The 12915-nt window shown below is 66.2% G+C and carries 20 protein-coding genes; 11 read left to right on the top strand and 9 right to left on the bottom strand.

The window, feature by feature from the left end; genetic code table 11:
• Positions 1-624 (top strand): MFS transporter (locus tag SK854_RS47960; protein ID WP_319981870.1); only part of this gene is annotated, 624 nt, incomplete at its 5' end.
• Here SK854_RS47960 and SK854_RS47955 read toward each other — a convergent pair.
• The 3 genes from SK854_RS47955 to SK854_RS47945 form a co-directional block, all read right to left on the bottom strand.
• Entirely contained in the window at positions 621-1022 is a 402-nt protein-coding gene (locus SK854_RS47955; RefSeq protein WP_030476180.1) for an arsenate-mycothiol transferase ArsC, read from the bottom strand. The two genes, SK854_RS47960 and SK854_RS47955, sit on opposite strands and share 4 nt — an antisense overlap.
• Before the next feature lie 75 nt (positions 1023-1097).
• Positions 1098-1250 carry a hypothetical protein gene (locus SK854_RS47950; RefSeq protein ID WP_157512889.1) on the bottom strand — a complete coding sequence of 51 codons (153 nt, stop codon included), beginning with the start codon at positions 1248-1250 and terminating at the stop codon, positions 1098-1100.
• Positions 1251-1261: 11 nt separating this feature from the next.
• Complete coding sequence (locus SK854_RS47945) at positions 1262-1903, bottom strand: arsenate reductase ArsC (protein WP_030476179.1); 642 nt, start codon at positions 1901-1903, stop codon at positions 1262-1264.
• Positions 1904-1986: 83 nt separating this feature from the next.
• Between SK854_RS47945 and SK854_RS47940 the strand changes: the two genes are divergently transcribed.
• The 9 genes from SK854_RS47940 to arsB all read left to right on the top strand — a co-directional run bounded on the left by SK854_RS47940 (position 1987) and on the right by arsB (position 8899).
• Positions 1987-2352 (top strand): ArsR/SmtB family transcription factor, encoded by a 366-nt coding sequence (locus SK854_RS47940; protein ID WP_090014881.1) that lies wholly within the window; start codon positions 1987-1989, stop codon positions 2350-2352.
• Between the two features lie 156 nt (positions 2353-2508).
• Positions 2509-3486, top strand: a complete 978-nt coding sequence (locus SK854_RS47935; protein WP_030476177.1) for a PstS family phosphate ABC transporter substrate-binding protein — start codon at positions 2509-2511, stop codon at positions 3484-3486.
• A complete protein-coding gene (pstC, locus tag SK854_RS47930; RefSeq protein WP_319981869.1) occupies positions 3483-4466 on the top strand; it encodes a phosphate ABC transporter permease subunit PstC in 984 nt (327 codons plus the stop codon). Before SK854_RS47935 ends, pstC begins: the two co-directional genes overlap by 4 nt.
• Complete coding sequence (gene pstA, locus SK854_RS47925; RefSeq protein ID WP_030476175.1) at positions 4466-5359, top strand: phosphate ABC transporter permease PstA; 894 nt, start codon at positions 4466-4468, stop codon at positions 5357-5359. The genes pstC and pstA overlap by 1 nt, the downstream gene beginning before the upstream one ends.
• 25 nt (positions 5360-5384) lie before the next feature.
• On the top strand, positions 5385-6284 hold the full coding sequence (pstB, locus tag SK854_RS47920) for a phosphate ABC transporter ATP-binding protein PstB (RefSeq protein ID WP_030476174.1): 900 nt from the start codon (positions 5385-5387) through the stop codon (positions 6282-6284).
• 72 nt (positions 6285-6356) lie between these two features.
• Positions 6357-7103 carry a response regulator transcription factor gene (locus SK854_RS47915; RefSeq protein WP_319981868.1) on the top strand — a complete coding sequence of 249 codons (747 nt, stop codon included), beginning with the start codon at positions 6357-6359 and terminating at the stop codon, positions 7101-7103.
• Between the two features lie 13 nt (positions 7104-7116).
• Positions 7117-7476 (top strand): metalloregulator ArsR/SmtB family transcription factor, encoded by a 360-nt coding sequence (locus SK854_RS47910; RefSeq protein WP_030476172.1) that lies wholly within the window; start codon positions 7117-7119, stop codon positions 7474-7476.
• Positions 7477-7532: 56 nt separating this feature from the next.
• Positions 7533-7826, top strand: a complete 294-nt coding sequence (locus tag SK854_RS47905; protein ID WP_030476171.1) for an ArsR/SmtB family transcription factor — start codon at positions 7533-7535, stop codon at positions 7824-7826.
• A complete protein-coding gene (gene arsB, locus SK854_RS47900) occupies positions 7823-8899 on the top strand; it encodes an ACR3 family arsenite efflux transporter (RefSeq protein WP_030476170.1) in 1077 nt (358 codons plus the stop codon). Before SK854_RS47905 ends, arsB begins: the two co-directional genes overlap by 4 nt.
• A 56-nt stretch (positions 8900-8955) precedes the next feature.
• On the opposite strand, the gene SK854_RS47895 is transcribed toward arsB, so the two are convergent.
• Positions 8956-9165 carry a class I SAM-dependent methyltransferase gene (locus SK854_RS47895; protein ID WP_319981867.1) on the bottom strand — a complete coding sequence of 70 codons (210 nt, stop codon included), beginning with the start codon at positions 9163-9165 and terminating at the stop codon, positions 8956-8958.
• A 36-nt stretch (positions 9166-9201) separates the two neighbouring features.
• Positions 9202-9705 carry a methyltransferase domain-containing protein gene (locus SK854_RS47890; protein WP_319981866.1) on the bottom strand — a complete coding sequence of 168 codons (504 nt, stop codon included), beginning with the start codon at positions 9703-9705 and terminating at the stop codon, positions 9202-9204.
• A gap of 93 nt (positions 9706-9798) precedes the next feature.
• Here SK854_RS47890 and SK854_RS47885 point away from each other — a divergent pair, with 93 nt between their 5' ends.
• Positions 9799-10158, top strand: a complete 360-nt coding sequence (locus SK854_RS47885; protein WP_030476169.1) for an ArsR/SmtB family transcription factor — start codon at positions 9799-9801, stop codon at positions 10156-10158.
• Positions 10159-10175: 17 nt separating this feature from the next.
• Here the strand turns inward: SK854_RS47885 and SK854_RS47880 are convergent, their stop codons facing one another.
• The 4 genes from SK854_RS47880 to SK854_RS47865 all read right to left on the bottom strand — a co-directional run bounded on the left by SK854_RS47880 (position 10176) and on the right by SK854_RS47865 (position 12812).
• Positions 10176-10523, bottom strand: a complete 348-nt coding sequence (locus tag SK854_RS47880) for an ArsR/SmtB family transcription factor (RefSeq protein ID WP_030476168.1) — start codon at positions 10521-10523, stop codon at positions 10176-10178.
• 41 nt (positions 10524-10564) lie between these two features.
• The gene (locus SK854_RS47875) at positions 10565-11419 is read right to left on the bottom strand and encodes an ADP-ribosylglycohydrolase family protein (RefSeq protein ID WP_030476167.1); all 855 of its coding nucleotides are present in this window, start codon (positions 11417-11419) and stop codon (positions 10565-10567) included.
• 272 nt (positions 11420-11691) lie between these two features.
• On the bottom strand, positions 11692-12444 hold the full coding sequence (locus SK854_RS47870) for a class I SAM-dependent methyltransferase (protein ID WP_276326659.1): 753 nt from the start codon (positions 12442-12444) through the stop codon (positions 11692-11694).
• On the bottom strand, positions 12441-12812 hold the full coding sequence (locus tag SK854_RS47865; RefSeq protein ID WP_051769343.1) for an ArsR/SmtB family transcription factor: 372 nt from the start codon (positions 12810-12812) through the stop codon (positions 12441-12443). Before SK854_RS47865 ends, SK854_RS47870 begins: the two co-directional genes overlap by 4 nt.
• Positions 12813-12915 lie beyond the last annotated feature (103 nt).

Here is a 12915-nt window from a genome sequence, read left to right as displayed (position 1 = left end):
CTGCATCTGTTCGGCTTGCGACTGCCGTGGCCGGAGATCGAGCACGAGGCGGAGCATCAACCGTCCGCGATCGCGCGCAGCAGACCGTTCCTCGTGCTGACGCTGGCGATGAGCTTGGCGGCGTTCAGCGTTTACGCGGTGGTGGTCAACCTCGTGCCGCTGCTGACCGAACGCGGCATGTCCACGTCAATGGCCGCGGTGGCCCTGGGCCTCGGTGGGGTGGGCCAGGTCCTCGGGCGGCTGGGGTACGCGAGGTTGACCGCGAAGACGTCGGTGCGCACAAGAACAGCACTGATCTTGCTGGCGAGCGCCGTGGTGACCGCGTTGCTGGGTGTGGTGCCCGGCCCGGCATTGCTGCTCATCGCGGGCTCGGTGCTCGCCGGTGTCGCACGCGGGATCTTCACGCTGGTGCAGGCGACGGCGATCACCGATCGCTGGGGTGCGGTCCACTACGGACAGTTGAGCGGGCTGCTCGCGGTGCCGGTGATGCTGACCGCCGCGATCGCGCCGTGGGCGGGCAGTGCCATGGCCTCGTGGCTCGGCGGCTACCCGGCGGTGTTCGTCGTGCTGGGGGCGATTGGGGTGCTGGCGGCCGCGTTGTCGACCGCCAGCGTTCCGCGTTAGTCCAGCAGCTCGGCGACCAGGCCGCGCACTCGGCGGTCGATGTCGTCGCGGATCGGACGGACGGAATCGACGCCCTGGCCCGCCGGGTCCTCGAGCTCCCAGTCGAGGTAGCGCTTGCCGGGGAACACCGGGCAGGTGTCACCGCAGCCCATCGTGATCACCACGTCAGAGGCTTCGACGTCCTCGGTCGTCAGCTTCGAGGGCACCTCCGCGGTGATGTCCAGGCCCCACTCGGCGAGCGCCTCGGCCGCTGCGGGGTTGACCTTCTCGGCCGGGGCCGAGCCGGCGGAACGGACCGCGATCCTGCCCATGCCGTAGTGCTGCAGCAACGCGGCGGCCATCTGGGAGCGGCCGGCGTTGTGCACGCAGACGAACAGCACTTCGGGGGTCTTGGACACGTCGATCTCCTCCTGGCGGGCGTTTCCTTGGTTCGATAATGCCCGATCCAGGTGAACGGTTGGTGACACGATTCCTCACGTCACATACAGGTACAGACCGCCTACAACCAGTGCTCCGCACACGGTGAACCAGATACAGGCGAAGGTCTTGCGGGCCTGAGAGAGGTTCGAGACGCCGAGCGCGAACGTCGCGACGATCCCGACCGTCCCGATCAGCGTGACCAGCAAGACCTGCAACATCAGTCGCCCAGAAGTTCGGACAGCAGGCTTCTGACCCGCCGGTCGATGTCGTCGCGCACCTCGCGAACGCGGTGCAGCGGAGCGCCGACCGGGTCGGCCACCTCCCAGTCCAGGTAGCGCTTGCCGGGATAGACCGGGCACGAGTCGCCGCAGCCCATCGTCACGACGACGTCCGCGGCACGCACGACCTCGTCGGTGAGCGGCTTCGGGAACGCCTGCGTGAGCGGGATGTTCAGCTCCGCCAGCACCTCGGTGATCTGCGACGGGATGGAGCCACTCGGCTGGCTGCCGGCGGAACGCACGGCGATCTTGCCGAACGCGTGGTGCTCCAGTAGCGCCGATGCCATCTGCGACCGGCCGACGTTGTGCACGCAGATGAACAACACCTGCGGCACCTCGACCTTGGTCAGGCCCTGGGCGCGGCCGTAGTCGTGCAGGCGCTGCTTGGCGAATCGGGCTGTCAGCGTCGCGAGGTGCGTCTTCACCGTGGCGTTCTCGTTGAGCAGGGCGTAGGTCTCGTCGACGAAGCGCTCGACAGTTTCCCGGCCGAACACGCCGTGGAACTTGTCAGCCAGCTCATCGGTGATGCGGAGAAGCTGGGCGGTGAGCTCGTGCTGGGGAAGTCCGCCTGCGCGGGTCATGAGGTCTCCTTGGACCGAGAATTACCGATGCAAAGCAGACCGTTTGCATCGACTTTTGTCAATCTAGGTCGTACCCTCGGGCCATGGTGGAGCGTCGGGATGAACTCCAGATGGACAGCGGCGGCCACAAGCGCTGCGTGCCACTCGGCCAGGGCATGGATCCCGCTGAAGCGCGCCGGATCGCCGAGATCTTCAAGGCGCTGTCCAGTCCCGTCCGCCTCGAACTCCTCCGCCTGCTTCAGCTCGCCCCGAGCGGTGAGTCGTGCGTCTGCGACCTCGTCGACAGTGTCGGCTTGAGTCAGGGAACCGTGAGTCATCACCTCCGCGTGCTCGCGGAAGCGGGCCTCGTTCGCGGCGAGCGCCGCGGCACCTGGGGCTGGTACGTCGCGATCCCGGAGCGCCTGGAAGAGGTCGGGCGGCTGCTCGGTCAGCCGATTGGCTCAATGTGAACACGGGTTGGATCGAGATTTTTCAACCATAGTTGTTCTGGTCACTCCACGTTCACCTTCTGTTTAGAACGGGATTCTTCGATGCAGTGGCCCTCGAACGAGGGTTCTCGTCGAAGATCCCGGTCCCGATCCGGGTCCCGAGCAGGAGGCACGTCAGTGACCATCCGCCAGGTGAAGCGTGCGCACGTGTTGTCCGTCGTGGCTGTCGCCGCGCTGACCCTGTCCGCCTGTGGTGGGCAGAACAACGGCAGTGGCTCCGAGAGCGGGGGTGAACAGCTCTCCGGCCCGGTCGTCATCGACGGCTCCAGCACCGTGGAACCGCTGTCGATCGCCGCGGCCGAGCTGTTCATGGAGAAGAACAGCGGTGTCCAGGTGTCGGTGAGCGCCTCCGGCACCGGCGGTGGCTTCAAGAAGTTCTGCGTCGGTGAGACCGACATCTCCGGTGCCTCTCGCCCGATCAAGGCCGAGGAGGGCAAGGTCTGCACGGAGAAGGGTGTCAACTACTCCGAGCTGCAGGTCGCCAACGACGCGCTGACCGTCGTGGTGCACAAGGAGAACACCTGGGCCGAGTGCCTCACGGTCGCGCAGCTGAAGAAGATGTGGGAGCCGGACTCGAAGGTCGCCAACTGGAAAGAGGTCGACCCGTCCTTCCCGGACCAGAAGCTCGACCTCTACGGCGCCGGCGCTGACTCCGGTACGTTCGACTACTTCACCGGTGCCATCAACGGCAAGGAAGGCGACAGCCGCAAGGACTACAACCCGACCGAGAACGACAACATCACCGTCCAGGGTGTGAGCGGCTCCAAGGGGGGTCTGGGCTACTTCGGCTTCTCCTACTTCGAGGAGAACGCGGACAAGCTCAAGGCCGTGAAGATCGACGGAGGCAAGGGCTGTGTTGAACCGTCGGTGAAGACGGCGCAGGACGGCACCTACGCCCCGCTCGCGCGTCCGCTGTTCATCTACCCCTCCGACGCCGGCCTGAAGAAGGCTCAGGTGGAGAAGTTCGTCGAGTTCTACCTCGCGAGCAACGACGAGATCGTCAAGGCCGCTCGGTTCGTGCCGCTGACCGAGGACCAGAAGAAGAAGGCCAAGGACGAGCTTGCCGCGCTGCAGGCGAAGGCCGCCGGTAAGTGAGCACCAAGACTCGCGACGGTGGCCGCCCCGGTTCGGGCGGCCACCCCGTCGTCTGGGACGGGCCGCCGGTCGACCTGACCGCGCAGAGCCCGCGCATCGGCGAGAAGATCATCAAGGCCGTGCTGGTCAGCGCGGCCGCGTTGTCGGTTCTCGTCACGGTCGGCATCGTCGCGTCGCTGTTCGCGCCGGTCGCCGAGTTCTTCACCCACGTCAGCCTCGGTGAGTTCCTGTTCGGCACCGAGTGGACGGCGCTGTTCGGCGACAAGTTCAACTGGGACGACAAGTCCTGGGGCGTTCTGCCGCTGGTCACCGCGACGCTGATGATCACGCTGATCTCGCTGGTGGTGGCGGTCCCGTTCGGTCTTGGCGCCGCGATCTACCTCAGCGAGTACGCCTCGCAGCGGGTGCGGAAGATCTTCAAGCCGATCCTCGAGATCCTCGCCGGCGTGCCGACCGTGGTCTACGGCTTCCTCGCGCTGACCGCGATCACGCCGATCCTCAAGCCCTTGCTGGGCATCGAGGGCATCTACAGCATGATCTCGCCCGGCATCGTGATGGGCTTCATGATCGTGCCCACGGTCGCCTCCCTGAGCGAGGACGCTATGTCGGCCGTTCCGCTGGCACTGCGGCAGGGCTCCTACGCGTTGGGCGCCAACAGGATGCAGACGACGGTCCGCGTCGTGTTCCCGGCCGCGTTGTCGGGCATCGTCGCCGCGATCGTGCTCGGCATCTCCCGCGCGATCGGCGAGACGATGATCGTCGCGATCGCCGCGGGCAACATGCCGCTGTTCACCGCGGACCCGCTCAAGGGTGCGCAGACGATGACCGGCTTCATCGCGCAGGCCGCGAGCGGCGACACCCCGCAGGGCAGCCCGTCGTACTACGCGTTGTTCGCGATCGGCGCGCTGCTGTTCGTGATCACCCTCCTGATCAACATGATCAGCATCCGGCTGGTCCGCAAGTACAGGCAGGCCTACTGATGACCGCGACGACACTGGTCGTTGACCAGAGCCTGAAGTCCGGCCGCCGCAAGGGCGTGGGGGCGACCGTGTTCGCCGTGGCGCTGTGGGCGTGCCTGGCGATCATCTGCGCGTTCCTGTTCTTCGTGCTCGCCGTGATCATCCAGAAAGGACTGGCGCGGTTCGACCTGAACCTCGTCACCGAGCACCCGTCCCGGTTGCGGCCCGACACCTCCGGCGTGAAGTCCGCGCTGTTCGGCACGATCTGGATCATGGTGCTGACCGCGCTCATCGCGTTGCCACTGGGCATCGCGGCCGCGGTGTACCTGGAGGAGTACGCGGACAACACCCGCTGGTGGAACCGCCTGATCGAGCTCAACATCCAGAACCTCGCCGCGGTGCCGTCGGTGATCTACGGCATCCTGACGCTCGGGTTCGTCGTCCGTGGCCCACTGTCCATCGGCGCGGTGCTCCTCGCGGGCGCGATCGCACTGGCGTTGCTGATCCTGCCGGTCGTGATCATCACCTGTCGGGAGGCGTTGCGCGCGGTGCCGTCGGAGATCCGCTCCGGCTCGCTCGCACTGGGCGCAACGCAGTGGCAGACCACGTGGAAGCAGGTGCTGCCCTCGGCGGTGCCCGGCATCGCGACCGGCTCGATCCTCGCGCTGTCCCGTGCGATCGGTGAGGCGGCACCGCTGCTGCTCGTCGGTGCGACGACGTTCCTGACGTTCAACCCGGACGGTGTGTTCTCCCGCTACACCGTGCTGCCCACGCAGATCTACAGCCTGGTGCCGCTCGATCGCATCGAGTTCCGCGACCTGGCCTACTCCACGATCCTGCTGCTGATGATCGTGCTGCTCGTCATGAACGCGCTCGCGATCTGGTTGCGCAACCGCTATCAGCGCCGTTGGTGACACGCGAATGAAGGAGCGAGAACTCATGACCAGATCGGAGCAGCGAACCGTGTCCACCGGACAGCGCACGACCAAGGGCGACTCCACACCGGAGAACCAGGTGACCATCGAGCGCTCGAACACCATCGCGCCCGTGGAGGGAGCACCGGACGGCGTGATCACCCTGAAGGACCTGGAAGTCTTCTACAGCGACTTCCGTGCCGTCACCGACGTCAACATGTCGTTCGGCAGCAGGGAGATCACCGCCCTGATCGGCCCGTCCGGTTGCGGCAAGTCCACCGTGCTGCGGTGCCTGAACCGGATGAACGACCTCGTGCCCGGCGCCCGCGTCGAAGGAGCCGTTGCCTACCACGGCGTCGACATCTACGGCGAGGACGTCGACGTCATCGAGGTGCGCCGGCGCATCGGCATGGTGTTCCAGAAGCCCAACCCCTTCCCGAAGTCCATCTACGACAACGTCGCCTACGGTCCGCGGGTCACCGGCATGAAGGTGTCCGACATGGACACCGTGGTGGAACGGGCGTTGCGCGGTGCCGCGTTGTGGGACGAGGTGAAGGACAAGCTCAAGCAGAACGCGTTCGGCCTGTCCGGCGGTCAGCAGCAGCGACTGTGCATCGCCCGGGCCATCGCCACCTCGCCCGAGGTGATCCTGATGGACGAGCCGTGCTCGGCGCTGGACCCGATCGCCACCGCGAAGATCGAGGACCTGATGGTCGAGCTCGCCTCGACCTACACGATCATCATCGTCACCCACAACATGCAGCAGGCGGCCCGCGTCTCGCAGCGCACGGGCTTCTTCACCGCGGAGGCCGACGAGAAGGGCCAGCGCACCGGCAAGCTGGTCGAGTTCGACACCACCGAGCACATCTTCGGCAACCCCTCCGACGCCCGGACCGAGGCGTACATCACCGGACGATTCGGTTAAGCCATGACGGGCTCTGCGTTGGGGGCTTGGGAGTCCGACAGCTCACAGTTCCACACGCGGCGGCGAGCCTGCATGGCGAACAAGAGCCGGGTCCAGAACCGGCTCGCCGTCCTCGTGGTGGACCACGACGCCGACGTCGTGCACCAGCTCCTCGAAGGGTTCACCGGTCAGCCGGTGGAGCCACGGGTCTGCCCTGACCCTGCGGAGGCCCTGCTGGTGCTCGGCCGGACGTGTCCGGACGCTGTGCTGCTCGGTCCCGCGGTGGGGAAGCTCGACCCGATCGACTTCCTCACGATCGTGCGCGCCGACGATCCGGACGTGCCGATCGTGGTCGGCGCGGGACCGGGCTCGGGCGACTTCGCGGCGCGGGCCGCGGAGGTGGGCGTGTCAGCGGTGGTGCCGCGCCCCTACCGCACCCGTGAACTGCTCGCGTTCCTCGGATCGCTCGCACCGAAGACCGACACGGTGGAGATCCGGCCGATGGTCATCGACCTCGGCCGGCTTCGTGTCGACGGTGCGGTGCCGCAGTTCTGGCTCGACGGCGTCCTGGTCCCGCTGCCGCCGATGGAGTTCCTCATGCTGCGCTACTTCGCCGAGAGACCTGGCGCGGTTGTCAGCCGCAACGAGCTCGTCGCCGCTCTGTGGGCGGACCGGCCCTCGGCGAAGAGCAACACGCTGAACGTCCACATCATGCGCCTGCGCAAGCGGCTGGGTGACGACGACCACAATCCAACGTGGATTCGTGTCGTGAGAGGCCTTGGCTACCAGTTCAACGTGCCGCCGGTAGGGTCGCGTTCACCGGACGTTCATCCTGTTTGATGAACATGTCACCATGGCGACAACGGACCTGGATGCGCGAAGGGAGGCGCTGGTGGCGGTGCCTGACGACCCGGCCTCCGCCGCACGTCTCTTCAAGGCTCTCGCGGATCCCATCAGGGTCCAGCTGGTCGTGCTCGTGAGACAGGCGGCTAGCGGCGAGGCGTGCTTCTGCGACCTCGCCGACGAGTTCGACATGCCGCAGTCCTCGCTGAGCCACCACCTGAAGATCCTGGTCAGCGCGGGTGTGCTGCAACGTGAACGGCGCGGCACGTGGAGCTGGTACCGCGTCGACCACGAAGTGCTGGACACCATGGAACAGTTCCTGCGCCCCGGCGGGCCGCTCCGCGACGCGCCCGCCTCCCGCTGCGACTGACAAGCTGTCCTGCCCCTGCGTCTCATCAGAACCGACTGATGTATCATTCCGGACTGATGTCACTCGATGCTGATGTGTTGAAGGTCCTCGCCGACCCGCTGCGCGCTCAGATCCTGCAGCTGTTGTCCGGCGAGGCCCTGTGCACCCGCCACCTCGTCGACGAGACCGGCGCGACGCAGAGCAACGTGTCCAACCACCTGAAGATGCTGCGAGAGGCCGGGTTCGTCGACACCGAGCCGTGCGGACGCTTCACGTACTACCGCCTGCGACCCGACGCACTGCGCCGGATCGCCGACAGTCTTAACGAGCTGGCCGACCGTGCCAACTCCGATGCCAGGAGGCCCTGTTGAGCACCACCAACCCGACGGAGGAGCAGGACGTCCTGCACCGGCTGTCTTTTCTGGACCGGTGGTTGCCGGCGTGGATCGGCCTCGCCATGGTCGCCGGCCTCGGGCTCGGCAGCTTCGTGCCGGGCCTGCAGGGTGTCCTGGAAGCGGTGAAGATCGACGGCGTCTCGCTGCCGATCGCGCTCGGTCTGCTGCTGATGATGTACCCGGTGCTCGCGAAGGTCCGCTACGACAAGCTCGACACCGTCACCCGCGACAAGCGCACGATGGTGTTGTCGCTGGTGCTGAACTGGGTGCTCGGTCCGGCGTTGATGTTCGCGCTGGCGTGGATCTTCCTGGCCGACCTGCCCGAGTACCGCACCGGTCTGATCATCGTCGGCCTTGCGCGCTGCATCGCCATGGTCATCATCTGGAACGACCTCGCGTGTGGTGACCGCGAGGCGGCCGCGGTGCTGGTCGCGCTCAACTCGGTGTTCCAGGTGGTCATGTTCGGTGTGCTCGGCTGGTTCTACCTCGACCTGCTGCCCGGCTGGCTCGGCCTGGACACCGCGTCGGTGGACTTCTCCGCGTGGGAGATCGCCAAGTCCGTGCTCATCTTCCTCGGCATCCCGCTGCTGGCCGGCTACCTCAGCCGCAAGCTGGGGGAGCGGTCCAAGGGCCGCGAGTGGTACGAGTCGAAGTTCCTGCCGCGCGTTGGCCCGATCGCGTTGTACGGCTTGCTGTTCACGATCGTCATCCTGTTCGCGTTGCAGGGTGAGACCATCACGAACCGGCCGTTGGACGTCGTGCGCATCGCTCTGCCGTTGTTGGTCTACTTCGCCATCATGTGGGCGGGTTCGTACGCGCTCGGCAAGGCGTCGGGACTCTCCTACGAGCGGACCACGACGCTGGCGTTCACCGCGGCGGGCAACAACTTCGAGCTGGCCATCGCGGTCGCGATCGGTGTGTTCGGCGTGACGTCGGGCCAGGCGCTGGCCGGAGTGGTCGGGCCGCTGATCGAGGTGCCCGTGCTCGTCGGCCTGGTTTACGTGAGCCTTTGGCTGCGGCGCCGGTGGGCCGCCCGAGCGGAACTCTGACGTCGTGAGCCTCGGTGGCGGCTGGTGGTGACCGGCCGCCACCGAGGCTCATTCGCTCATGAAGGCTTGACAGCCCGGATGATCGCGGAGTGCATGCCGTCCGTGACTTCGCGGGTCGGAGTGATCTCGATGTCCGCGAGTCCCGCGCTCTCCAAGCCTCGACGGTATTCGGTGAACGACAGGACGCCCGCGATGCAGCCGACGTACGAACCTCGCTCGGCGCGTTCCTCTGCTGTCAGGTCGTCCTCGGCCACGACATCCGACACACCGATGCGGCCACCGGGCGCCAGGACGCGGAAGATCTAGGCGAACACCGCCGACTTGTCCACGGACAGGTTGATCACACAGTTCGAGATGACCACGTCGATGCTGTCGGCAGGCAACGGGATGGCCTCGATCGCGCCCTTGAGGAACTCGACGTTGGTCGCGCCGGCCCTGGCCGCGTTCTCCCTGGCCAAGGCGAGCATCTCGTCGGTCATGTCGACGCCGTAGGCTTTACCGGTCGGGCCTACCCGGCGCGCCGAGAGCAGAACGTCGATGCCGCCGCCTGAACCGAGGTCAAGGACGCGTTCGCCCTCGCGCAGCTCGGCGACGGCCGTCGGATTGCCGCATCCCAGTGACGCGGCCACTGCTTCGGCGGGCAACTCGGTGTGGTCGGACGTGGCGTACAGCGTCGCCCCGAAGTTCTCGCCGACCTCGATTCCCTGCGGGTCGCAACACGCGGTGCCGCCTGCGCTGACGGCGCTGGCAGCGGCGGCGTACTTCGCGCGCACCACTTCACGTAAGTCGGCAGCCTGCTCGTCCATCAGGATGTCCTCCTCGATGCCACAGCGGCTCGGACACGGCGTTCGCCAACCTTCATCTTGCGCCCCAACCTAGATGAGCGTCAATATAGATGGATGTCTAAGCAAAGCACGCCGAACCTCTTGGCAGCGATGTGTTGCGGAGACATGCTGTCGGCTCCACTGGCTGACGACGAAGCGGTCGAGCTGGCGGCAGCGTTCAAGGCGCTCGGTGATCCGGTGCGGTTGAAGCTGTTGTCGATGATCGCGTCGCACCAGAACGGGGAAGAGTGCGTCTGCGCGCTCACGTCGGCGTTCACGCTGTCGCAGCCGACGATCTCACACCACCTGAAGATCCTCCGGCAGGCCGGACTGATCGATGGCGAGCGCAGGGGCACCTGGGTGTACTACTGGTTGATGCCCGACACCGTGAACAAGCTCGCCATGATGCTCACTCCCTCGGCGGTCCCGAAGTAGGGCTGGACGTCGCGCTGTCAGGAGACGGCGGTGGCCACGGCGGGTGCGAGCGCGGCGGACAGCTGCCCAAGGGTGTCAGGCAGGGCTCGGTAGTAGACCCAGGTGCGCCGCCGTTCGCTGTCGATCAGCCCGGCGTTGCGCAGCACCTTCAGGTGGTGGGAGATGGTGGGCGCGGTCAGGTCGAACGCCTCCGTCAGGTCGCACACGCACACCTCGCCATTGGGGTGAGAGGCGATGAGGCTGAACAGGCGCAATCGCACTGGATCGGCGATCGCTTTGAAGGCCTGGGCGAGCTCGGCGGCTCGTTCGGGCGTGACCGGCCGCTCGGCCAGAGATGCCGTGGACCGCGCCCGCTGTTTCGACATGCGTCTAAGTTGACACTGTGCTGACGGCGTAAGCAAGCCGCCTACCTGTTCTCCGCCCAGGCGAGAAGCCGGGCATCAAGGGTATGCAGGAAGTCGCGGCCGAACTGGTCGTTCTCCAGGCCTGCGCGCAGCGCCGCAGGAAGATCGTCGACCACCTGTGACGACCGGGATGCGGCAGCGAGCGCCACCGTGGCCACGGTGTCCACGTCGCCGCAGAAGGCCACGCAGGTGTGCAGGATCTCGGTGAGGCTGGTGTTCGAGCTCAACGCGGTGAGTGCCGCCCGCACGCTCATCCAGCCCTGTGCGCCCACCGGCCCGCTCCACGGTTCCGACCAGCGGTCTGCAGAGCCCAGTTTCTGGTCGATCCACCGACCGGCATCGGCGAGAGGGCCCAGTTCGAAGTGGCAGTAGTGCACGGCCAGAGCGGCGGCCTGTGCTGCTTCGATGCCCAACGGCGTGTCGTGGGTGATCCGCGCCTGCACCTCGGCGTGCTGAACGACCTCGGACGCGGTGGGCAGCAAACCGATCGGGCCGGCTCGCATCGCCGCTCCGCTCTTGTCGCTGTGCGGCCTGATCCTCCTCAGCAGCTCGGTGCCGTCACTCACCTCGCACAGCAGGTCGTAGAAGTTGCTCGCGTAGCCCACTCGCTGATCCCGGTGGAAGGTTCGGACGAACTGCTCGGCCAGGTTCGCCGGGGTCCACGATGCGCCGGAGAGCAGCATCTCGGCGATGGCGATGGTCATCTGGGTGTCATCGGTGTACCGCCCAGGCCGCAAGCCCGACAGGCCCGGATTCTGCACGTATCCGCGAACCGTGTTGTGCGCGGCGACAAAGTCCGGGTCGGCGTACTCGAATCCGGCGCCGTACGCGTCGCCGATCGCAAGGTGGACAAGCACGGGATCACCCTATTCGGTCAGGAAGACAGTTGATTAGATAGCGATCTAAGTTGACACTCATCTAATCAAGGAGGACGCTCGGAGGTACTGGAGCAACGATCTAGGTAGGTGGCGACATGTTCTCGTGGTTCCGCCGCAGGCGTGCATGGACTGGGCGCGTGACCTTCTGCGACTCGTGCGGTCAGGTGTGCACCTCCGAGTGCCGATCGACGGCACTGGTCGAGCAGACCCGCGTGCACGTGCTTGAGCGAGTCGGACGACTCGCCTGAACTTCAGCTGGCGCGCGCGACGATCGTCAGCAGGGTCCGCGGTGTGAAGGGTGCACCTTCGAGATCGCCGAAGCAGTCGACGCGCGGGAACCCTGCGGTGTGCAGCATGTTGACGAGTTCGCTGACGGTGTACAGCCGCACGGAGTATTGACGTTTTTGTGATGGCTCACCTGATGCGATGAACGTTTGTCCGATGTGGAGTGTCGCGGAGATCGGATCGAACTGTGCTTCCTCGAGCAGGACCGCGCCATCTGGAAGCTCGTAGAACGTTCTCGGCTGTGACGTCAGCAAGGTGCGGTCGCGGTGCATGGTCTCGATGACGAGCCTGCCGTCCGACTTGAGCACGCGCCGATACTCGCGTAGGACCTGCTGGTCAGTGGTGTCGTCCACGTAGCCAAGTGAGCTGTAGAGGCACAAGGCCGTGTCGAACACGCCGGTCTTCAGCGGGATGTGCCGATAGTCGGCGCGCACCAGCTGTTCGAGCTCTGGACGTGGCCATCGCCGCCGCGCCTCGGTCAACTGGGCCCACGAGTAGTCGGCGCCGACCACGCAATAGCCCGCGGCGACGAGTGCGCTGGTGTGCCGGCCGTATCCGCACGGCAGATCGAGCACTCTCCCGCCGCGGGGAGTGTCGGCCAAGGCGAGTGCCGCGAGAGCCTCCTGTGAAGCTACCTCCGAGGTCTGTCGCGGTCCGTAGGTCCGCAGGTAGTACTCGTCGAAGAACGTGTGCCACCACCCGGAATCGTCCGTCGTCACGGCTGCCCGCACGCGTTCCCGGGACTTTCCAGCAGACACAGGCCGAACTCCAGCATCCGCGGCACGCACGGGTCGACGATCCGGTAGTAGATGCTGGTTCCTTCGCGGCGGGTCGCGAGGATCTTCTGGTCCACCAAGCGCTGCAGCTGGTTGGACACGCCCTGCTGGCTCATGTCCACCGCCGCCGCGAGATCGCTGACACGGACTTCCTCTGCTCGGCTGAGCGCGTGCAGCAGACGCAGTCGTGTTGTCCCCGACAACACCTTGAACAGGGCTGCCACGCCGGCTGCTTCGTGGTCGTCGAGCAGTGGGCGGTCGCGCAGGGGTGCGGCCTCGGCTTGGCCGGAGGTGCGGATCGGAGTCGCCATGGCTTCCATTCTAACTACCTAATTACATGGTTCTGTGTAATAGTGGCCCGGTGCTTGGGCCTGGCCGACGGGGAGTCAGCCACGAGCACCACACCACAGTCCT

It is taken from the genome of Lentzea sokolovensis, from assembly GCF_033949975.1.
GTDB lineage: Bacteria > Actinomycetota > Actinomycetes > Mycobacteriales > Pseudonocardiaceae > Lentzea > Lentzea sokolovensis.
Note: the sequence above shows the minus strand (reverse complement) of the source record. Positions and strands in the feature narration are given on the sequence as shown.

What these genes read in the sequence shown, in the direction of transcription:
- SK854_RS47945 (WP_030476179.1), bottom strand. Translation starts at nt 1,903, where the DNA reads ATGACCCGCGCAGGCGGACTTCCCCAGCACGAGCTCACCGCCCAGCTT.
- SK854_RS47940 (WP_090014881.1), top strand. Translation starts at nt 1,987, where the DNA reads ATGGTGGAGCGTCGGGATGAACTCCAGATGGACAGCGGCGGCCACAAG.
- pstA (WP_030476175.1), top strand. Translation starts at nt 4,466, where the DNA reads ATGACCGCGACGACACTGGTCGTTGACCAGAGCCTGAAGTCCGGCCGC.
- pstB (WP_030476174.1), top strand. Translation starts at nt 5,385, where the DNA reads ATGACCAGATCGGAGCAGCGAACCGTGTCCACCGGACAGCGCACGACC.
- SK854_RS47915 (WP_319981868.1), top strand. Translation starts at nt 6,357, where the DNA reads ATGGCGAACAAGAGCCGGGTCCAGAACCGGCTCGCCGTCCTCGTGGTG.
- SK854_RS47910 (WP_030476172.1), top strand. Translation starts at nt 7,117, where the DNA reads ATGGCGACAACGGACCTGGATGCGCGAAGGGAGGCGCTGGTGGCGGTG.
- SK854_RS47905 (WP_030476171.1), top strand. Translation starts at nt 7,533, where the DNA reads ATGTCACTCGATGCTGATGTGTTGAAGGTCCTCGCCGACCCGCTGCGC.
- SK854_RS47890 (WP_319981866.1), bottom strand. Translation starts at nt 9,705, where the DNA reads ATGGACGAGCAGGCTGCCGACTTACGTGAAGTGGTGCGCGCGAAGTAC.
- SK854_RS47885 (WP_030476169.1), top strand. Translation starts at nt 9,799, where the DNA reads ATGTCTAAGCAAAGCACGCCGAACCTCTTGGCAGCGATGTGTTGCGGA.
- SK854_RS47880 (WP_030476168.1), bottom strand. Translation starts at nt 10,523, where the DNA reads ATGTCGAAACAGCGGGCGCGGTCCACGGCATCTCTGGCCGAGCGGCCG.
- SK854_RS47865 (WP_051769343.1), bottom strand. Translation starts at nt 12,812, where the DNA reads ATGGCGACTCCGATCCGCACCTCCGGCCAAGCCGAGGCCGCACCCCTG.